Source organism: Glaciecola punicea ACAM 611 (genome assembly GCF_000252165.1).
Taxonomy (GTDB): Bacteria; Pseudomonadota; Gammaproteobacteria; order Enterobacterales; family Alteromonadaceae; genus Glaciecola; species Glaciecola punicea.
The window spans coordinates 25,465-44,851 of record NZ_BAET01000004.1; the positions used below are offsets into that span (position 1 = coordinate 25,465).

The following is a 19,387-nucleotide window of genomic DNA, read 5'->3' on the forward strand; positions in this document are numbered from 1 at the left end:
AACTACAAATCTCGCCGGCCGCTTTTTTAAATTTACGAATACTGACTGGTTTTTGTAATGGGGTATTATTTTCATCACTAAGTTTGCTATAATCGCGAAAATTTTTGAATCAAGCTAATTTTAATCGGAAATATTTAGTTAATGTACGATTAACATTTAGCCCATAACACAGCAGATCGTGAATGAAGTTTTCTCTACTTAATACAGACGGCCTTGCCAGACGCGGTCAATTAATATTTGAGCGTGGTGTGGTTGAAACACCTGCTTTTATGCCAGTGGGTACATACGGCACAGTAAAGGGCATGACTCCTGAAGAACTCACCGAAACGGGTGCACATATTTGCTTAGGCAATACCTTTCATCTGATGCTTCGCCCTGGCACCGGCATTATCAAAGACCACGGCGACCTGCACGACTTTATGCATTGGAATAAGCCTATCTTAACTGATTCAGGCGGCTTTCAAGTATTCTCTTTAGGTGCCATGAGTAAGATAAATGAAGAAGGCGTGACCTTTCGTTCGCCCATCAACGGTGAAAAAATATTGCTTACGCCTGAAAAATCTATGCATGTTCAGCGTGATTTAGGCTCTGATATTGTCATGATATTTGACGAGTGTACGCCTTTTCCTGCCACAAAGGATGAGGCGCAACGCTCTATGGAGCTATCATTACGCTGGGCAAAGCGCTCTAAAGAAGCTCACAGCGATAATCCTTCAGCTTTATTTGGCATAGTACAAGGCGGTATGTTTGAAGATTTGCGCGATGTTTCTCTCAGCGGCCTAGAAGAAATTGGCTTTGACGGCTACGCCATCGGCGGACTGTCAGTAGGTGAGCCAAAAGAAGACATGATGCGCATTGTTAAACACACCGCGCCGCAAATTCCCGCTAACAAGCCCCGTTATTTGATGGGAGTCGGTAAACCTGAAGATATAGTAGAAGCGGTTCGCCGTGGTATTGATATGTTTGACTGTGTTATGCCCACTCGCAACGCGCGAAATGGTCACCTATTTGTACATGATGGTGTGGTTAAAATACGTAACGCTCGGCATAAAACAGACATCAAACCTTTAGACGAGAAATGTGATTGTTACACTTGTAAAAACTATTCTCGGTCATATTTACATCACTTAGACAAGTGTAATGAGATACTAGGCGCGCGTCTTAATACCATTCACAACCTGCGCTATTATCAGGTGGTTATGGAAGGCTTACGCACCGCCATTAGTGAAAATGCATTAACAGAATTTGTTGAGCTGTTTTATGCGCAAAAAGGGATGGATGTCCCCGATTTATAATTAACGCGCCTTGTTGCAAGTACTTACAACAAGGTTATCGTTGAAAATAATACCCAAATAACAAAAATTTTAAATTTACATAAGGAAAGCAAACATGAGTTTTTTCATCTCTAACGCACACGCCCAAGCAGCGGGCGGCGGATCAGACGGGCCCGGCTACGAAATGCTAATAATGTTAGCCGTTTTTGGTTTAATCTTTTATTTTCTTTTATATCGTCCGCAGGCTAAGCGCGTAAAAGAGCATAAAAACTTAATCTCTTCAATTGGCAAGGGCGATGAAGTGTTAACCCAAGGCGGTATTGTGGGTAAAGTGACTAAAGTTGCAGATGACAAGGATTTTATTGAAATTTCATTAAATGAAGCTAATCAAATCGTTGTTCAAAAATCAGCGATTAGTGCGGTATTGCCAAAAGGCACTATGAAGTCAATATAAAATAAAGCCGGCATTTCGCTGCTCGTCACTGCGGGCGCGGTATGCAAGGCATGTAGGAAGTAATTGTGTTAAACCAAAATCCTATTTGGAAATACGTGTTAGTTGTTTTCGTGCTAAGTATGTGTACGCTATATGCCTTGCCGAACTTATATGGCGAAGATCATGCTGTGCAAATTTCGTCAGGCAAAACCTCCACTGTTAGCCCGCAAATGATCGCCGACGTTGAAGCGAGCATGCGCGAAGCAAATATTGCCTTCAAAGCGGTTGAATTTAAAAATGACCAACTACTAGTTAGGTTAAATGACTCAGACACTCAACTTCTTGCGCGCGAGCATTTACACGATGCATTTAGCGACAATTTCATAGTCGCAATGAATTTAGCGCCCGATACGCCTGATTGGCTAGAAGCGCTAAACGCAGCGCCCATGAAACTCGGCCTTGATTTGCGCGGCGGTATACATTTTTTAATGGAAGTGGATATGAAGAGTGCGGTCAGTAAGGCATTTGAAGACACCATTGACGACTTCCAAACACAGCTTCGCCAAGAAAGCCTGCGTTACCGTGCGGTGAGTCAAGCTGGCGATTTTATCGAGATTTCTTTTAGAGATCCGCAGGTCCTTGAGGACGCTCAATTTTTCTTACGTAATAACTATCGCAACATGCTGTTTAGTGAACGCGATGCGCTAACTCTTCGTGCAAGCTTCACCGACGCCCGCCTATCGGAGATTAAAGACTATGCGGTTAAGCAAAATATTACTATTATTCGCAGCCGTGTAAATCAATTAGGCGTAGCAGAGCCCTTGGTACAAAAACAAGGATCAGAGCGCATAGTTGTTCAGCTTCCCGGCATACAGGACTCTACCCTTGCCAGAGAAATTCTAAACGCCACCGCCACCCTTGATTTTAGGCTAGTTGATCAAACTAATGACGTACGCGATGCAGTAAATGGACGTATTCCAGCTTCCTCGCAGCTAAACTTCGATCGCAACGGCCAGCCTATTTTACTGCGTAAACAAGTTATGCTTCAGGGCAGCCACATTATTGACGCTAACAGTAGCACCGACGAAAATGGCTTCCCGCAGGTAAACATTTCGCTTGATTCTAAAGGCGGCAGTAAAATGTCAAATGCCACCAAAGACAACATTGGCAAGCCTATGGCCACTGTATTTATTGAATACAAGTCTACAGGTGAGCGCGACAGTGAAGACAAACTTATTTTTGAGAAGCATGAAGAAGTCATAAACGTAGCGACTATTCAGGCTCGCTTAGGTAACTCGTTTAGAATTACCGGTATCGATAACGCGAAAGAAGCAAGAGATTTAAGCTTGCTATTACGTGCAGGAGCGCTAATAGCGCCTATTCAAATTGTGGAAGAGCGTACGGTAGGGCCAAGCCTAGGCGCTGAAAACGTCAAACTAGGCATGCAGGCAATTATATACGGCTTAATTGCGGTGCTTGCCTTTATGCTCATTTACTATAGGGCGTTTGGTCTGGTCGCCAATATTGGACTAGTGGTAAACCTGATCATGATCGTGGGCATTATGTCGATGATACCTGGTGCAACGTTAACGCTTCCCGGTATGGCGGGTATCGTATTAACCGTTGGTATGGCGGTTGACGCTAACGTGTTAATATTTGAACGAATACGAGAAGAAATCCGTGAAGGCAGAAGCCCACAACAGGCTATTCACTTTGGCTATGACAATGCGTTTTCAACTATTTTAGACGCCAATATTACCACTTTCATTGCAGGCATGATTTTGTTTGCAGTAGGAACGGGCCCTATAAAAGGCTTCTCGATTACACTAATGATAGGCATTGCAACATCGATGTTTACTGCCATTATTGTATCGCGCGTAATAGTTAACATGATTTGGGGCGGTAAACGCGTCAAGTCGCTAATGATTTAAGGAGGTAGCAGATGAAATTTCAACTGTTGAGATTAGATAAGCCCGTTGACTTCATGAGATTTAGGTTGCCCGCCTTAATTTTTTCAACCCTATTAATATTTGCTTCAGTCGCCTCACTTGCGGTCAATCAATTAAACTGGGGTTTAGACTTTACTGGCGGAACAGAAATTCAGGTGGCCTACCCGGACGGCGCTAATTTAACGCAAGTGAGAACCGATTTAGCAGACGCCAACTTTCCGGAGGCGATTGTACAAAACTTTGGCAGTAGCCAAGATGTACTAATCAGAATTGCTCCACGAGATGATTTACCTAAGGATGAAATTGGCGGCATGGTGGTTGAGGCATTAAGCGCAAAAAATGCCACCGTTTTGGTGCAAAGTATCAGTTTTGTTGGTCCAAGTATTGGTGAAGAACTCACCGAACAAGGGGGCTTAGCAATGCTGGTGGCGCTAATATGCATATTGTTATACGTAGCAATGCGTTTTGAATACCGGTTTGCGCTTGGTTCGGTATCGGCGCTTTTGCACGATGTGCTTATTACCTTGGGGATGTTCTCTATTTTCAAATTAGAGTTTGATTTGACTGTCTTGGCGGCGTTGTTGGCGGTAATAGGTTACTCACTCAACGACACCATTGTGGTATCGGACAGAATTCGGGAGAATTTCAGAAAAATCCGCAAGGGAACACCGCTAGAAATAGTGAATATTTCACTTACCCAAACCCTTAACCGCACTATTATTACTTCATTAACTACCATCCTAGTACTGGTTGCGCTTTTTTATAAAGGGGGTGAATTAATACACGGCTTCGCAACAGCACTATTGTTTGGTGTATTTATAGGGACATATTCGTCTGTGTATATCGCAAGCGCCGTTGCCTTAGCCTTAGGCGTCAGCAAAGAAGATTTAATACCCGAAGAAGTTGAAAAGGAAGGCGAAGATTTAGAGTCTATCTAACACAGTCTAATCACGTCCAATGAAAACCCCAATAATGAATAATTATTGGGGTTTTATCTTTTCAAATCCCCTTAAAACCCTGATATGAAAAATTTCATAAACAATCTGAGCCAGTTTATGTAATCTTTTCGTATAACTGTTGTCAACATTAATAATAATAATTTTTGGAGTGACGGATGGACTTAAAAAAGATGATTGGCGGCTTAACTAGCTCAGGCGCATTGAGCGGTTTTATGGGCGGTGTTGCCGGCGGCGGACTAACCAGTATGATCGCCAGTAAAAAAGGCCGTAAAGTTGGTGGCTCAGTGCTTAAAGTAGGTGCTTTAGCTGCAGTAGGGGGTTTAGCTTGGAAAGCATATCAAAATTACTCGGCCAAGAATCAAAGTGCTCAACAAACAACTAGTCCGCAGCAGGAGCCACAAGCCTTAGCCAATAACCAAACGCAGAGTATGCCGCAAACCTTTAATCAAGAGCAGCATCACGTTGCCCATAAAGGCGCTCAGTTTGATTTTGCGCCCGCTAGAATACAGCAGAAGCAGTTTGAAGAAGTGGTAGACGATAACAACCCTAACGGACAAATGCTATTAATGCGCGCGATGATTACTGCTGCTCACTGCGATGGGCACATTGATAACGACGAGCGTCAGCGTATTTTTGCCCAAGTTGATTCAATGGACCTTAGCGTAGAAGAAAAAGCCACATTGTTTGACGAGCTTAGAAAGCCCCTCGATTTAGCCAGTCTAGTATCTCAGGTACCTAACGCACAAACCGGTATTGAGGTTTATGCGGCTAGCGCAACCGCTTTAGATTTAGAGCATCAAGATTCGCAAGCGTATTTACAGGCATTGGCAAATCAGCTGTGTATTCCGTCTGATTTGACTGCGTCGATACAACAGCAAATTCAAAACTATTAAACATTCACGCGTTAATTAGGAGCCTATTAGTATGAAATTTATAAAAATATCAGTTGCAGTAGTTGTAATTACATTGGCGGGCTGTGTGTCCTGGGTATTTGCGAAAAGCCCCTTTAACAATATGCCTGAAGGTGAATACACCTTAGATCTGAGTCATGCGTCGGTTATCTGGAAAGTGTCTCATTTGGGTTTAACTAATTATGTGGCGCGCTTTGCCGATTTTGATGCAAGCATTGACTATAAGCCCAATAATATTGAGGCCAGTCGGGTCGTTGCAACTATTAACCCAATGTCTATTCAAACCGCTTACCCTAATGCAGATGAGAAAGACTTTGATCAAATTCTGGCAACAGATGAAGACTGGTTTAATGCGCCAAAATTCGCCAGTATAGATTTTGCGTCGACGTCAATTGAAATGACGGGCGAAAAAACCGCACTTATGCAAGGCGATCTGCGCTTTTTAGGTGTTTCAAAGCCGGTAACGTTAGATGTTATTTTCAACGGTGCAATGGAACGCCAGCCCTTTAGCGGCAAACCAACAATGGGGTTTTCAGCCACCACGACTATTAAACGTTCCGACTGGGGCATGTCGAAGTTTGTGCCCAATATAGGCGACGAAGTAAAAGTGATGATTGAAGGCGAGTTTGCAAAAACTCAATAGCACGCGGTGATGCAATAGTATGAGTCTAATGTCAGGTGCGGGTCAAGGCAATCGCTACCATAGCTTAAGTATATTGCTGCATTGGTCAATTGTTTTAGGCTTAATGTTTATGTTTGCTAGCGGCCTGTACATGGTATATGCCGATATATCTAGAGCCGATCAATTCCGGCTATTCCAAATTCATAAAGCGTCGGGTGTTATTATGCTATGGGCAATATTATTGCGTATTGGCGTAAGAATATTTACCAAAGCACCAGCAGCATTAGACGCACTCACGCCAACAGAAAATCTGCAGGCCAAGCTTGGGCACACTGCTTTATATATAGCGCTTATTACTATGCCGCTGTCGGGCTGGTTAATGGTGTCGGCCAGCCCCTTTGGCTTGCCCACTTTGGTATTTGTTGACTGGATAAATTGGCCTCATGTTCCTGGTGTTGCCCGTAACAAAGCCATTGAAACAATCGCAAATAACGTACATTGGATAACAGCCATAAGCTTGGCAACGTTAATATTGGGCCATATTTCGGCGGTCGTATGGCACAAGAAAAAACATAAAATTAACTTACTGAAAAGAATGTGGTGGTCAAAACAATGATGAATGCTCTGGTGGGCAAGTTGACAAGATTGCGATATGCGGGCTTATTCGTAGCTTTGTGCATCGTGAGCGCGTCGGTGTACGCATTAAACACTTATACAGTCGATAACAAGGGCAGCAAGGTAGGTTTTTCAGGCGAGCACGTAGGTATGAAGTTTAGCGGCGTATTTGAAAAGTGGCAGGCAGATTTAGTCCTACCTCCTCACAGTAATCCCAGTATTACTGCTTCGTTTGACCTACGTTCTGCCAAAACCGGTGACTTTACTTACGACACTGCTCTGTTAGAGGGGGATTGGTTTGATGTGAAAAATCATCCTCAAGGAAGCTTTGTTAGTGACTCGGTTGAAATGATAGACGGCGGCTTTAAGGTGAGCGGTCAGCTTACCTTAAGAGGGTTTAGCAAAACACAAACCTTCTTTTTGAAGCAAACAGGTAATAAACTTAGCGCTAACTTTGCCATCAACCGCTTAGACTATCGCATTGGCTATGATTCTGACCCAGAGGCAGAATGGGTTGGTCAAGACATAATGATGATATTAGATTTAGAAACCCAGTAGTTAAACATGGCGAGGAATGGGCTTGATGAAAACGTTTAATGATTGGACCAAGCGCTTGTTGTATTATAAGCGCCTAGTCTTTTTTTAAACGAGCGTTGCTATTGTAAGCGCTTCACAATGCTTTGTACTACGCGCGGGTTGCCTGCTACCAAACCGTTAGCACTGCTTGGCGTTGCCATTTCAGTATAAAGTGGGTCGTTGTTACCCGCATAATCAGTTACTAAACCGCCAGATTCTTTCACTAATAGTGCGCCCGCTGCCATATCCCAGGCCTTAAGACCCTTTTCCCAGTAGCCATCATAGCGACCGGCGGCTACATAGGCCAAATCGAGTGCCGCTGAGCCTGAGCGTCTAATGTCGCCACAGTCTTTAAAGACTTTAGCAAATTTTGCTAAATCGTCTTCAAGATTTGATTTGTTTCTAAAGGGAATGGCCGTGGCCAGTAGAGTATTAGATAAATCTTTTGCTTTGGTGCAGCGCAAACGGTAGCCATTTAACTGCGCGCCACTGCCTTTAGTTGCGGTGAATAATTCACCTCTGATAGGGTCGAATATAACCGCTTGGTCAAGTCTGCCTTTAAACATTAAGGCAATAGAAACAGCAAAGTGAGGAATACCCGTGATGAAATTGCTAGTACCATCTAGTGGGTCAATAATCCATGTGAAGTCGCTATTGCCTTTTATGTTGCCGCCCTCTTCGCCTATAAAAGAGTGATCTGGAAACGATTGCTGAATTTTGCTAATAATGGTTAATTCGGCTTCTTTATCGATTTTAGTCACAAAATCGTGAGCGCCTTTTGACTGAATTTCTAAATCGCTGCGGTTTTCATAACCGCGCGTTATCACATTTCCCGCCGCACGCGCCGCGCGCACAGCAATATTAAGCATAGGATGCATAGTACCCACCAAATTGTAAAAAGAACATAGTTGAAATCGTCGCGTAGTCTAGCAGAACTTAGCCCTAGGCTCAATTGACTGTAAATAAAACTTAGAAGCTCTGGCTAAAGATAGCTTTCAAATCGTCGCAATCGCTTTTCTGTGTGCTACAATATTGCTGTTAAAATACCCGCTGTTCGTGCGTATTGTATTGTGTAAGAGTTGAGTTAACTCGCTCAATATACGCCACATTAATTACAGCATAATATAACTGGTTTGTAGGATTTATCATGCTTGACGCCATTAGAATTGTACTCGTTAATACCTCTCATACTGGTAATATTGGATCGGCTGCCCGGGCCATGAAGACCATGGGTTTGAAGAATTTATACTTGGTTGACCCAGTTACCAAACCCGACAGTAAAGCAAGTGCTTTGGCCGCTGGCGCTACCGATATTTTAGCCAACGCTACTATTGTGAATACTTTACAAGAAGCCATCGCAGACTGCGGTTTAGTGGTAGGCACATCTGCACGTTCACGCACTTTGTCTTGGCCTATGCTAGATTCACGCGAGTGCGGCGATAAATTAATTACTGAAGCGGCTAATTACCCTGTTGCTTTGGTATTTGGCAGAGAAAACAACGGGCTGTCAAATGAAGAATTACAGCAGTGTAACTTTCATGTATGCATAGACGCTAATCCTGAATATAGCTCATTGAACTTAGCAGCTGCGGTGCAAACGCTGTGCTATGAGATTCGTCAGCATCATATTGCGCTTCAGCGCGCGCCATATATAGAGCGCGAGGCACTTGAAAACCCGTATCCACTAAGCAAAGAATTAGAAAAGTTTTATGTACATTTTGAATCAACGTTTGCTAAAGCCGGCTTTATCCGTTCAAAGCACCCCGGTGTTATTATGTCAAAAGTGAGGCGCATGTTTACACGCACCCGTTTAGAGTCGCAAGAGCTTGCGATTTTGCGCGGTATGCTCTCTGCGGTTGACAAAACCGTTAGTGAATCAAAGAAGGACTAAGCATCAACAGGTGTCGTTTGATTTAGCTATGAGGGTTTAAACAGTACTTGACTAAAACAGTCAAGTATATAAAATAGCCTTCATTCAAAAAGTCCCGGGCAGACAAGATTAAACTGCTATATCTAATTCAAATAACATTGAAATTAGTATGCAGCTATAAGCGGAGTAAAAGATGAGTGAATTAACCCTACCTATTTATCTAGATTATTCATCTACTACGCCAGTTGACCCGCGTGTCGCTGACGCGATGAGAGAGTGTTTGTCACTTGAAGGTAACTTTGGCAATCCGGCGTCAAGATCACACAAGTTCGGTTGGGTAGCAGAGGAAGCAGTAGACATCGCACGTAATAACATTGCAGCGCTTGTTAACGCTGACCCACGCGAGATTGTGTTTACATCAGGCGCAACTGAATCAAACAACCTCGCTATTAAGGGTGCTGCCGCGTTTTATAAAAAACGCGGTAAGCACATTATTACCCTAAAAACTGAACACAAAGCTGTGCTTGATAGTACACGCCAGCTAGAGCGTGAAGGTTTTGAAGTAAGCTATATGCTGCCAAAGGCAAATGGTATAGTCGATTTAGACGAACTTCAATCTGCCATGCGTGATGACACTGTCTTAGTTTCTATTATGCACGTAAACAATGAGATAGGCGTGATTCAAGATATTGCGGCCATTGGCGAGATATGCCGTTCACGCAAAATTATCTTTCACGTAGACGCAGCCCAAAGCACAGGTAAAATCCCAATTGATTTACAGACCATGAAAGTTGATTTAATGTCTTTTTCGGCGCATAAAACGTATGGCCCCAAAGGTATAGGCGCGTTGTATGTATCGCGCAAACCACGCGTTAGAGTTGAAGCGCAAATGCACGGCGGTGGTCATGAAAGAGGTATGCGCTCAGGTACCTTAGCCACGCACCAAATCGTGGGAATGGGGGAAGCGTTCAGAATAGCTAAAGAAGAAATGGCAACTGAAAGTGCCCGTATTCTTATGTTGCGCAACAAATTGTGGAACGGCATTAAAAATATGGAAGAAGTATATCTTAACGGAGACTTAGAGCAGCGTATAGCGCATAACCTTAACGTTAGTTTCAACTATGTTGAAGGCGAATCCCTAATTATGGCGCTTAAAGACATGGCGGTTTCATCAGGTTCAGCCTGTACATCAGCCAGTTTAGAGTCATCATACGTTCTGCGCGCGCTAGGCTTAACTGATGAACTAGCGCACAGCTCTATTCGTTTTAGTTTAGGCCGCTTCACTACAGAAGCAGAAATAGACTATGTTATTGATGTAATTTTAAGCAAAATTGACAAACTAAGAGAGATCTCACCTTTATGGGACATGTTCAAAGACGGCGTCGATTTGAATACCGTTGATTGGGTTCATCATTAAGTCTTTAGTACCCATAAAGCACATCAACCATGTGTTGGAGCAACATTAATCAAAATTAGATTAGTGTTTTATAGTGTATTTGCATATAATTATGTGCACTAATACGACTTTGTTGAGCGCATTGCCAAATAAGATATGCGTTATTTCGTCGAAGAACGTTATATAAGAACATATTTAGCGCAAGCGTTTGTAATAAAATACACACAAAAAATTTGAATAAGTAGGAAAAAAAACATGGCTTTAGAACGAACTTTTTCGATAATTAAACCAGACGCAGTTGCTAAAAATGCAATAGGCGCAATATATAATCGCTTCGAATCAGCAGGCTTACGAATAGTTGCGTCGAAAATGCTTCATTTGAGCAAAGATAAAGCCGAAGGCTTTTATGCTGAACACAAAGAACGTCCATTTTTTGGTGCTTTAGTGGACTTTATGACTTCAGGTCCGGTTATGGTGCAAGTCTTAGAAGGCGAAAATGCAGTTCTTAGCAATCGGGAAATAATGGGTGCAACTAACCCAAGCGATGCTGCCGCAGGCACTTTGCGGTCTGATTACGCTGCATCAATTGATGAGAATGCAGTTCACGGTTCAGATGCGCCAGAATCAGCGGCGCGTGAGATAGCGTATTTCTTCTCTGATGAAGAGATTTGCCCACGCACACGCTAAGCATGAGTACATTTTGGGAAAAAGGGAGCAATTGCTCCCTTTTTTCATCAAAAGTGAACTTAAAATTGAGTCGACTCACATACAGTAGGGTCATCGTTATATATAAATATTTGTTTAGATAGGTGTTACATGTCGGTTATCGTAGAAGGGGCTGCGCAGGATAAAACTGCCGCGCAGACAAAAAAAGTCAATTTACTTAACTTTAACCGCAATGGTTTACGCGAGTACTTGTCGAGCATTGGTGAGAAACCTTTCAGAACAGAGCAGTTGATGAAGTGGATTTATCAAGAAGGCCAATGCGACTTCACCAAAATGACCAATTTAAATAAAGATTTACGTGCAAAGCTCATTGCCCTATGCGAAGTGCGTGCTCCTGAAATATCTGAGCATCAGCAAGCCTCAGACGGTACCATCAAGTTTGCTATAATGCTCGATGGCGGGCAAGAAGTAGAAACAGTATGGATCCCCGAAACCGATCGCGCTACTTTATGTGTGTCTTCGCAAGTGGGCTGTGCGCTTGAATGCACGTTTTGCTCTACCGCGCAGCAAGGCTTCAATCGCAATTTGTCGGTAGCGGAAATTATTGGCCAAGTATGGCGAGTGGCGACTTTTATTGGCTTGTCAAAAGATACATCAAAACGTCCTATTACAAATGTCGTCATGATGGGCATGGGAGAGCCGTTACTGAATTTAAAAAATGTCGTGCCCGCGATGGACATAATGCTTGACGATTTCGGGTTTGGTTTATCTAAACGCCGTGTGACCTTGTCAACTTCGGGCGTTGTGCCTGCCCTAGACATGCTGGGTGATCAAATAGATGTGGCATTGGCGATATCCTTGCACGCAGCAGACAATGAACTGCGCGATGAATTAGTGCCGGTGAACAAAAAGTACCCTATTGAAGAGTTTTTGGCGGCCGTTAGGCGTTATTTAGCTAAGTCAAAAGCTAATCAGGGTAGAGTAACGGTGGAGTATGTAATGCTTAATGGTGTTAACGACAGCACAGACCAGGCTCATGCACTAGCCAGAGTGTTACAAGATACGCCAAGTAAGATTAATTTAATTCCGTTTAATCCTTACCCTGGTTCGCCTTATACCTGCTCTAGCAATTCTAGAATAGATCGCTTTTCTAAAGTACTAATGAGCTATGGTTTTACCACCGTAGTCAGAAAAACCAGAGGTGATGATATTGATGCTGCCTGCGGACAGTTAGTAGGCGACGTGGTGGATAGAACAAAGCGCCTATTAAAGAAGCAAATGCAAGGCAAACCAATATCGGTCAGAGTAACCCAGTAATCAGGCCTGCACTATATTTTCAATAGTGAGGAGCTAAAGGCGAAGGTCTTATGTTGAAGAAAATATGTGTAGTCGCAGTAGTGCTTATATTAAGTGCTTGTGGGTCTCAACCCGCCGATAAGAGATTTAAAGGAGCGGGTGATTTTGATAAAGTGGAAGCGGCCAAAACACGGGTAAGCTTAGGCTTAACGTATTTAAAAAATGGCAGTTTCAGTCAAGCAAAATTTAACTTAGACAGAGCCTTAGAGTTCGATCCTCTCTCGGGGCAAGCAAACTTTGCCATGGCGTTTTATTACCAGCAGGTAGACGAAGTTACGCGCGCGCAAGAGTATTATAAGCAAGCGATAGATTATTCTAATAACGACCCCGATGTATTAAACAGCTACGGGGCTTTTTTGTGTAAGCAGGGCGACTACGAGCAGGCAAAGCGATATTTTTTGAGAGCCGTAGACGATAAACGGTATGTATCAACGGCTCAAACCTATGAGAATTTAGCCATATGTGCACAAACCCAAGGGAAAATAGAAGAGGCAATTGCATACTTTGACAGTGCGCTTAATCATCAGCCCACGCGCGCTTCAAGCCTGCTCTTTGTGTCGCAGTTATATATGCAAACAAGTCAGTTTGACGCTGCAAAAAGGTCACTATTTAAGTATGAGCGAAGCGCGGGTGTTTCCAAAGAGTCTTTGTGGCTGTCATTTCAAGTCGCGCAAGGACAAAATGATGTTCGCGCAGCGGTAGAATACTCTGAACTATTAAGAACGCTGTATCCGTCTTATCCAAATACAGCAAAAGCATTGGAACATATTGGTAAGTTTCAAGCTAATATGGCCATTACACAAAAAATTAGACCGGACAATAATGCGCGTTCCCAAGTGGGCGACATACCCGCCAGTTCTACCATTACCATGGATGACATTGCGACCAGTAATGCTGCGAATCCGGCTAGTCAGAATGAGAGTAACTTGGCATCTGAATCGACACAGATGACGCAAATACCCGCTGTAGATATTCCAGACGCAGTAGCTACGCAACTAAGACAGTTTCATATTGTTCAGGCAAAAGAAAATTTATATCGCATTTCGCTGAAATATAACGTGAAGATAAGAAAACTGCTAGAATGGAATAACTTAGAAGATGCATCTTCGATCCGAATAGGCACTAAGTTGTGGGTAAAGGAACCAATTTAAAATGAGTGATGAAGACAAAAAATTACAACAAACATCGTCATCGGTTAACGCAGAGACCCAAAGTGTTGATTACGAAAATAGTCCAGGCAAACAGTTAAAAAAAGCACGTGAAGACTTGGGTTTGACCCAGCAGCAAGTAGCAGACAGGCTTCATCTTCGTCCAAACAGTGTTAAGGCAGTTGAAAATGATGCTTTAGAGCCGGGCGTTTCACTGATATTTAGTAAAGGCTACGTGCGCTTGTATGCAAAATTGGTTTATCTAGAAGTACAGCCCTTGCTTGATGCTTACGAGAGAATTCATTCGCGTAGTAATCAGCCCGCTAAGTTACAGAGTTTTTCTAAAAGAGTGTCACGCGAAGCCGATGATCATAAATGGAATATGGTTACTGTTGTGGTGGCTCTATTAGTGTTAGGGTCTGTCATTGGCTGGTGGGCGCAGCAATCAGACTCTCTTACGACTTCGCAACGTTTTGTATCAGAAACACTTGATAAATTGTTTAGTGAGAGTGAACAGTCTGAGGATGGGGCAAGCACAAGTTCTTCTGAAACTGATAGTATTGGCAAAAAAGAGAGTGTGCTTGGCTTAAACTTAGAACAACAAGACATTGCCCGCTTAAACACCGGACCGGAAATCCTAGAAGAAGACATTGACAACAGCGCATCTATCATTACCAATTTAAGCGAAAATGAAGACTCAGAGCAAGGCCTCGACGCTAACGCTGAGGTGTTAGAGCAAACAGACCAAACAGACCAAACAGACAATGAAGCTAACCAGCAGTTTCAAACTGCTGTACCTAACATTGTTAACATAAGCCCTGCAACGTCTGCAAAGGTGGTGAATGGCGTGCGTATGAACGCTGATGGCAGCATAAATATGGCGTTCACCTTCAAAACAGACTGTTGGGTGAGCGTAAAAGATGTAAACAATGAAACAATTGCTATTGGTATCAAAAAGCAGGGGCGCGTAATGGAAGTGTCAGGTTTAGCGCCCATTGAGATAATTTTATGTACACCTGACAATGTGGATATCGATTTTGGCGGGAAAGCCATCGACATGTCCGTATACCCCTCGGGTCAAGCGGCTAATTTTACTTTAACAGTTGAGAGCTAGGAATGTTTTCAGAATCTCCCATAAAGCGTCGTCCATCTACTCGTATTAACGTTGGCAGTGTGCCGGTTGGTGATGGTGCACCCATTGCGGTGCAGTCAATGACTAACACCGAAACGCTTGACGTTGCTGCAACCGTTGCGCAAATCAACAGAATCCAAGCCGTTGGCGCTGACATTGTTCGAGTGTCGGTGCCTACTATGGACGCGGCTGAAGCATTTAAGCTGATTAAGCAGCAAGTGAGTATTCCCTTAGTGGCCGATATTCACTTTGACTACCGAATAGCGCTTAAGGTAGCGGAGTATGGCGCAGACTGTCTGCGCATTAACCCTGGCAATATTGGTAATATTGAGCGTGTTAAGAGCGTCGTAGCCTGCGCCCGCTTCTATAATATCCCTATTCGAATTGGCGTAAACGGCGGCTCTCTAGAGCGTGATTTACAAGAAAAGTATGGTGAACCTACACCGCAGGCATTATTAGAGTCTGCTATGCGCCATGTTGATATTCTCGATAAATTAAACTTTGACCAATTTAAAGTTTCGGTCAAGGCTTCTGATGTATTTCTCGCGGTAGGGGCTTACAGGCTGCTGGCTAAACAGATAAGTCAGCCTTTGCATTTGGGTATTACAGAAGCAGGTGGGCTGCGTTCGGGTTCTGTCAAAAGCGCGGTCGGTTTAGGTATGCTGCTAGCTGAAGGCATAGGCGATACTATTCGTGTGTCATTGGCCGCAGACCCGGTCGAAGAAATTAAAGTGGGCTTTGATATTCTCAAATCGCTGCGTATACGTGCCCGAGGCATTAATCTGATTGCCTGTCCTAGCTGTTCAAGGCAAGAGTTTGATGTAATAAGCACCGTGAATGCGCTTGAACAAAGATTAGAGGACATTATAATGCCTTTAGACGTGTCTATCATAGGATGCGTAGTAAATGGCCCTGGTGAGGCTGAGATTTCCGATATAGGCCTAACGGGTGCGCGCAATATGAGCGGGTTTTATGAGGATGGTATTCGTCAACGCGAGCGTTTTTCAAACGATCAGTTAGTGGATAAACTTGAGCAAAAAATCCGCGCAAAAGTTGCCGCAAAAACAGCAATGCTTGATGAAAAAAATAGAATTGATGTTTTGGTGTCAAATGGGGATGCATAAAAGCTTACTATAAGTGTGCTTTGCGCGCTTAATTTCTTTACCCCACGTACCAAAATCCTTATACTATTGCGCTTTATCAGTAACGCGAGTAATCAGTGTCTAAAACTATTCAAGCAATTCGTGGTATGAATGACTGCTTACCTTCACAAACACCTGTTTGGCAGTTTGTTGAAGCGCGTATCCGTGACTTAGCCAATAGCTACCATTATCAAGAAATTCGTACCCCTATTGTAGAAAGCACCGATTTATTCAAACGCTCTGTGGGGGAAGCTACCGACATTGTCGAAAAAGAAATGTATGTTTTTGAAGATCGCAATGGCGACAGTTTAGCGTTACGCCCAGAAGGCACCGCATGCGCCGTGCGCGCAGGTACTCAGCATGGCTTGCTGTACAATCAGCAGCAGCGCCTGTGGTATATGGGCCCTATGTTTAGGCACGAGCGCCCACAAAAAGGTCGATACAGGCAGTTTCATCAGTTAGGTATGGAGGCTTTCGGTTTTGAAGGTCCTGATATAGACGCAGAAATGATATTGCTAGGGGCTCGGTTGTGGAAGTCATTTGGTATAAGTGACAAAGTAGCGCTGCAAATTAACTCCTTAGGCAATGCTCAAGCGCGCAGCGATTACCGAGCGCTACTAAGTGACTACTTAAGTCAGCATGTAGATCAACTCGATGAAGACAGCAAGCGAAGACTGCACACCAACGTACTGCGCGTGTTGGACTCTAAAGACAAAAATACGCAGGCTATAGTGGCAAATGCACCTAAGCTTATTGATCATTTAGATCCAGAGTCACATCAACATTTTATGAGTTTATGTGAACGATTAGACGCTTTAGGCATCAAATACCACGTTAATCCAGCCTTAGTGCGCGGTCTCGATTATTATAATCGTACTGTTTTCGAATGGGTAAGCGATGTTTTAGGAGCCCAAGGTACTGTTTGTGCAGGCGGTCGCTACGACGGCTTAGTGGAACAGCTTGGCGCAAAAGCGACTCCCGCCGTAGGGTTTGCGATGGGTATTGAGCGATTGGTTTTATTAATCGAGTCTACCCAGCTAGAGCCAATGGTTAATCATGCCGACGTTTACGTGACGGCAATAGGGGCTGATGCATCGTTAATTGCATTGCGCCTGGCTGAGAATTTGCGCGACCAGTTTTCGTACTTAAAGGTCCAGCTGCACTGCGGCGGTGGAAACTTTAAAAAACAACTAAAAAAAGCTGATGCAAGCGGGGCGAAAGTTGCCATCGTTATTGGTGAAAATGAAGTCAAAGAGAATACCTTTGGGATTAAGTGGTTACGTAAAGAAAGCCCTCAAAACCAAGTAAATGAAAAAACATTATTAGCATTACTGGCAGACATTCACTAGCCAACGAGGTTAAACGACAGTCATATTAATAAATATTGAAACAAATCAACGCGATGTTTTGAGATCTGAAATAAGGAAACAATAAAAATGATAGGGTACGAAACCGAAGAGCAGCAGGTACAGGCCATAAAGCAATTCTGGAAAGACAATGGTATGGCGATTATTGCTGGCGCGATCATTGGTTTGGGTTTACTGTGGGGCTGGCGTTTCTATAACGATTCACAAGTAATTGCGAAGGAAGAGGCTTCTGCAGCGTATAATGCTAGCTTAGAAAGCTTCGTAGATGACGGCAACAAAGAAGGCCTTGCGGCGTTTGTGGCTGAGAAAAGTGACACAGGCTACGCACCACTTGCTGCCATGATACTGGCACAAAGAGCAGTGCAAGATGAAGATTACGAAAATGCCAAAATGCATTTGAAAACTGCCATTAGCCAAGACTCAACTATTGCCGATATTGCGCGTATACGTTTAGCTAACGTGCATCTTCAAATGAACGAAAAGGATGAAGCATTGGCGGTGCTAAATTCGCTTGAATCAACGTCTTTTGAGAATCAAGTCGAAGAGTTAAGAGGCGATACCTTGTTAGCTATGGGCGATTTTGATGGCGCACAAAATGCCTACACAATAGCAATGGCGCAAATGCCAAACAACCCTACTTTAAAAATGAAGCGAGATAATATTGCATTTGCAAAAACGCAAGAAATAGGTGGCAATGTTGAATAAATTTCTAAAGCTATCAACTACGCTTATACTTGGCATGAGCATAAGCGGCTGCGCTACCATAGGTGGCTGGCTTGACGACGATGAAGAAAAAGAAATTAGGCAGTTACCGGAAATAACCATGGCGTTTGAAACCGAAGTTGTATGGTCTGAATCGGTAGGTGATGGCGTAGAAAAATTTTTCTCAAGATTAACCCCAGCAGTGGCTTACGGCAAAATTTTTGCCGCCGACAGGCAGGGCGAAATTGTTGCCCTTAACCCTGACACGGGTAAGCGCATTTGGTCGCGTGATATTAGCCGTAAGAGTACCAAAAGCTCTTTTAGCAATGGCTATGGCTTATTTGCAGGTTCGGTATCTGCTAAAATCTCGGGTGGTTTAACCGCGGCCTACAATGCAATTTATTTTGGCACTGAAGACGGCGTTGTTTATTCATTAAACGAGGCCGATGGTAGTATAAATTGGCAGACGAATGTACCAAGTGAAGTGATAGCTGCACCGGCTGCAGACGCAAACATAATCGTTGTTAACACTGTTTCTGGTTCATTAATGGGCCTAGATGCGCTTACCGGTGAAGTAAAATGGCAAAATGACTCTGATGTTCCTCCCCTTACGCTAAGAGGTATATCGGCGCCAACTGCCTCCGCTGGTGGCGCTATTGTTGGTTTAGCTAACGGTCGTGTAAGAGTCAGTATCATTGACACCGGCCTAACCGCTTGGGAATCGGAAGTGGCTAAGCCCACCGGCGCAACTGAACTTGACCGCATAGTTGACATAGATTCTAAGCCGCTTGTTTTTGGCGGCACCGTGTTTCTGGTATCCTATGGGGGTTCACTAGCCGCGATTGAGCTGCGTTCTGGAAATGTGATATGGACGCGCGAATACGCTTCTTTTCGCAATGTGTCTATCGATGGGAATCGCTTGTTTGTGACAGACAACAACAGCAGTATTTATGCAATTGACAGACGCAACGGTGTAGAGCTTTGGTCTAATGGCGAGCTAAGAAGAAGAAATTTAACCGCTGCTACCCCCGTGGGCGATTACATTGCTGTAGGCGACAAATTCGGCTATTTGCACTACTTTACGCAAGACGAAGGAAAGTACGTGTCGCGCATAGAAGTGGGAAGGGGAGAAAACGAGGCTATATACAATGAGCCTGTTTTTATAGACGGATTGCTTGTTGTGCAAACCCGAGACGGCGAAATTAGTGTGCTTAGTACGCCCGAATAATCTAATTAATGTGCACCCGTTGATTATTGCGTTTAAACTTC

Annotated in this window: 19 protein-coding genes; 18 read left to right on the top strand and 1 reads right to left on the bottom strand. The window is 43.6% G+C overall.

Going from position 1 to position 19,387, the window contains the following annotated elements:
- Positions 1 to 182 precede the first annotated feature (182 nt).
- From tgt to GPUN_RS01130, 8 genes are all read left to right on the top strand, one after another.
- Complete coding sequence (tgt, locus tag GPUN_RS01095; RefSeq protein ID WP_006002582.1) at positions 183 to 1,295, top strand: tRNA guanosine(34) transglycosylase Tgt; 1,113 nt, start codon at positions 183 to 185, stop codon at positions 1,293 to 1,295.
- A gap of 94 nt (positions 1,296 to 1,389) precedes the next feature.
- Entirely contained in the window at positions 1,390 to 1,728 is a 339-nt protein-coding gene (gene yajC, locus GPUN_RS01100) for a preprotein translocase subunit YajC (RefSeq protein ID WP_006002583.1), read from the top strand.
- A 65-nt stretch (positions 1,729 to 1,793) separates the two neighbouring features.
- Complete coding sequence (gene secD, locus GPUN_RS01105) at positions 1,794 to 3,638, top strand: protein translocase subunit SecD (protein WP_006002585.1); 1,845 nt, start codon at positions 1,794 to 1,796, stop codon at positions 3,636 to 3,638.
- 11 nt (positions 3,639 to 3,649) lie between these two features.
- Positions 3,650 to 4,594, top strand: coding sequence for a protein translocase subunit SecF (gene secF, locus GPUN_RS01110; protein WP_006002587.1), 945 nt, complete (start codon positions 3,650 to 3,652; stop codon positions 4,592 to 4,594).
- Positions 4,595 to 4,770: 176 nt separating this feature from the next.
- Positions 4,771 to 5,508: a tellurite resistance TerB family protein gene (locus GPUN_RS01115; RefSeq protein WP_006002589.1), complete on the top strand. Its 738-nt coding sequence runs from the start codon at positions 4,771 to 4,773 to the stop codon at positions 5,506 to 5,508.
- A 31-nt stretch (positions 5,509 to 5,539) separates the two neighbouring features.
- Positions 5,540 to 6,169: a YceI family protein gene (locus tag GPUN_RS01120; protein ID WP_006002591.1), complete on the top strand. Its 630-nt coding sequence runs from the start codon at positions 5,540 to 5,542 to the stop codon at positions 6,167 to 6,169.
- Positions 6,170 to 6,188: 19 nt separating this feature from the next.
- On the top strand, positions 6,189 to 6,764 hold the full coding sequence (locus GPUN_RS01125) for a cytochrome b (protein WP_238528927.1): 576 nt from the start codon (positions 6,189 to 6,191) through the stop codon (positions 6,762 to 6,764).
- A complete protein-coding gene (locus GPUN_RS01130) occupies positions 6,761 to 7,321 on the top strand; it encodes a YceI family protein (protein ID WP_006002596.1) in 561 nt (186 codons plus the stop codon). Before GPUN_RS01125 ends, GPUN_RS01130 begins: the two co-directional genes overlap by 4 nt.
- A 98-nt stretch (positions 7,322 to 7,419) precedes the next feature.
- Here the strand turns inward: GPUN_RS01130 and suhB are convergent, their stop codons facing one another.
- Positions 7,420 to 8,217, bottom strand: coding sequence for an inositol-1-monophosphatase (suhB, locus tag GPUN_RS01135; RefSeq protein ID WP_006002598.1), 798 nt, complete (start codon positions 8,215 to 8,217; stop codon positions 7,420 to 7,422).
- A 269-nt stretch (positions 8,218 to 8,486) separates the two neighbouring features.
- Here suhB and trmJ point away from each other — a divergent pair, with 269 nt between their 5' ends.
- From trmJ to bamB, 10 genes are all read left to right on the top strand, one after another.
- Positions 8,487 to 9,230, top strand: a complete 744-nt coding sequence (trmJ, locus tag GPUN_RS01140) for a tRNA (cytosine(32)/uridine(32)-2'-O)-methyltransferase TrmJ (RefSeq protein WP_006002601.1) — start codon at positions 8,487 to 8,489, stop codon at positions 9,228 to 9,230.
- A 172-nt stretch (positions 9,231 to 9,402) separates the two neighbouring features.
- Entirely contained in the window at positions 9,403 to 10,626 is a 1,224-nt protein-coding gene (locus GPUN_RS01145) for an IscS subfamily cysteine desulfurase (RefSeq protein WP_006002603.1), read from the top strand.
- A gap of 234 nt (positions 10,627 to 10,860) precedes the next feature.
- Positions 10,861 to 11,292 carry a nucleoside-diphosphate kinase gene (gene ndk, locus GPUN_RS01150; protein WP_006002605.1) on the top strand — a complete coding sequence of 144 codons (432 nt, stop codon included), beginning with the start codon at positions 10,861 to 10,863 and terminating at the stop codon, positions 11,290 to 11,292.
- A gap of 129 nt (positions 11,293 to 11,421) precedes the next feature.
- Positions 11,422 to 12,588: a dual-specificity RNA methyltransferase RlmN gene (gene rlmN / locus GPUN_RS01155; RefSeq protein WP_006002606.1), complete on the top strand. Its 1,167-nt coding sequence runs from the start codon at positions 11,422 to 11,424 to the stop codon at positions 12,586 to 12,588.
- Between the two features lie 50 nt (positions 12,589 to 12,638).
- The gene (gene pilW, locus GPUN_RS01160; protein WP_006002607.1) at positions 12,639 to 13,778 is read left to right on the top strand and encodes a type IV pilus biogenesis/stability protein PilW; all 1,140 of its coding nucleotides are present in this window, start codon (positions 12,639 to 12,641) and stop codon (positions 13,776 to 13,778) included.
- A gap of 1 nt (position 13,779) precedes the next feature.
- Entirely contained in the window at positions 13,780 to 14,889 is a 1,110-nt protein-coding gene (locus tag GPUN_RS01165; protein WP_006002608.1) for a RodZ domain-containing protein, read from the top strand.
- A 2-nt stretch (positions 14,890 to 14,891) separates the two neighbouring features.
- Complete coding sequence (gene ispG / locus GPUN_RS01170; RefSeq protein ID WP_006002609.1) at positions 14,892 to 16,031, top strand: flavodoxin-dependent (E)-4-hydroxy-3-methylbut-2-enyl-diphosphate synthase; 1,140 nt, start codon at positions 14,892 to 14,894, stop codon at positions 16,029 to 16,031.
- A 95-nt stretch (positions 16,032 to 16,126) separates the two neighbouring features.
- A complete protein-coding gene (hisS, locus tag GPUN_RS01175; RefSeq protein ID WP_081483873.1) occupies positions 16,127 to 17,398 on the top strand; it encodes a histidine--tRNA ligase in 1,272 nt (423 codons plus the stop codon).
- 87 nt (positions 17,399 to 17,485) lie between these two features.
- Positions 17,486 to 18,121 carry a YfgM family protein gene (locus tag GPUN_RS01180; protein WP_006002611.1) on the top strand — a complete coding sequence of 212 codons (636 nt, stop codon included), beginning with the start codon at positions 17,486 to 17,488 and terminating at the stop codon, positions 18,119 to 18,121.
- Positions 18,111 to 19,346, top strand: a complete 1,236-nt coding sequence (gene bamB, locus GPUN_RS01185) for an outer membrane protein assembly factor BamB (protein WP_006002612.1) — start codon at positions 18,111 to 18,113, stop codon at positions 19,344 to 19,346. Before GPUN_RS01180 ends, bamB begins: the two co-directional genes overlap by 11 nt.
- Positions 19,347 to 19,387 lie beyond the last annotated feature (41 nt).

Coding starts and splice junctions, on each gene's coding strand:
- tgt (WP_006002582.1), top strand. CDS start 183: ATGAAGTTTTCTCTACTTAATACAGACGGCCTTGCCAGACGCGGTCAA.
- yajC (WP_006002583.1), top strand. CDS start 1,390: ATGAGTTTTTTCATCTCTAACGCACACGCCCAAGCAGCGGGCGGCGGA.
- secF (WP_006002587.1), top strand. CDS start 3,650: ATGAAATTTCAACTGTTGAGATTAGATAAGCCCGTTGACTTCATGAGA.
- GPUN_RS01115 (WP_006002589.1), top strand. CDS start 4,771: ATGGACTTAAAAAAGATGATTGGCGGCTTAACTAGCTCAGGCGCATTG.
- GPUN_RS01120 (WP_006002591.1), top strand. CDS start 5,540: ATGAAATTTATAAAAATATCAGTTGCAGTAGTTGTAATTACATTGGCG.
- GPUN_RS01125 (WP_238528927.1), top strand. CDS start 6,189: ATGAGTCTAATGTCAGGTGCGGGTCAAGGCAATCGCTACCATAGCTTA.
- GPUN_RS01130 (WP_006002596.1), top strand. CDS start 6,761: ATGATGAATGCTCTGGTGGGCAAGTTGACAAGATTGCGATATGCGGGC.
- suhB (WP_006002598.1), bottom strand. CDS start 8,217: ATGCATCCTATGCTTAATATTGCTGTGCGCGCGGCGCGTGCGGCGGGA.
- trmJ (WP_006002601.1), top strand. CDS start 8,487: ATGCTTGACGCCATTAGAATTGTACTCGTTAATACCTCTCATACTGGT.
- GPUN_RS01145 (WP_006002603.1), top strand. CDS start 9,403: ATGAGTGAATTAACCCTACCTATTTATCTAGATTATTCATCTACTACG.
- ndk (WP_006002605.1), top strand. CDS start 10,861: ATGGCTTTAGAACGAACTTTTTCGATAATTAAACCAGACGCAGTTGCT.
- rlmN (WP_006002606.1), top strand. CDS start 11,422: ATGTCGGTTATCGTAGAAGGGGCTGCGCAGGATAAAACTGCCGCGCAG.
- pilW (WP_006002607.1), top strand. CDS start 12,639: ATGTTGAAGAAAATATGTGTAGTCGCAGTAGTGCTTATATTAAGTGCT.
- GPUN_RS01165 (WP_006002608.1), top strand. CDS start 13,780: ATGAGTGATGAAGACAAAAAATTACAACAAACATCGTCATCGGTTAAC.
- ispG (WP_006002609.1), top strand. CDS start 14,892: ATGTTTTCAGAATCTCCCATAAAGCGTCGTCCATCTACTCGTATTAAC.
- GPUN_RS01180 (WP_006002611.1), top strand. CDS start 17,486: ATGATAGGGTACGAAACCGAAGAGCAGCAGGTACAGGCCATAAAGCAA.
- bamB (WP_006002612.1), top strand. CDS start 18,111: ATGTTGAATAAATTTCTAAAGCTATCAACTACGCTTATACTTGGCATG.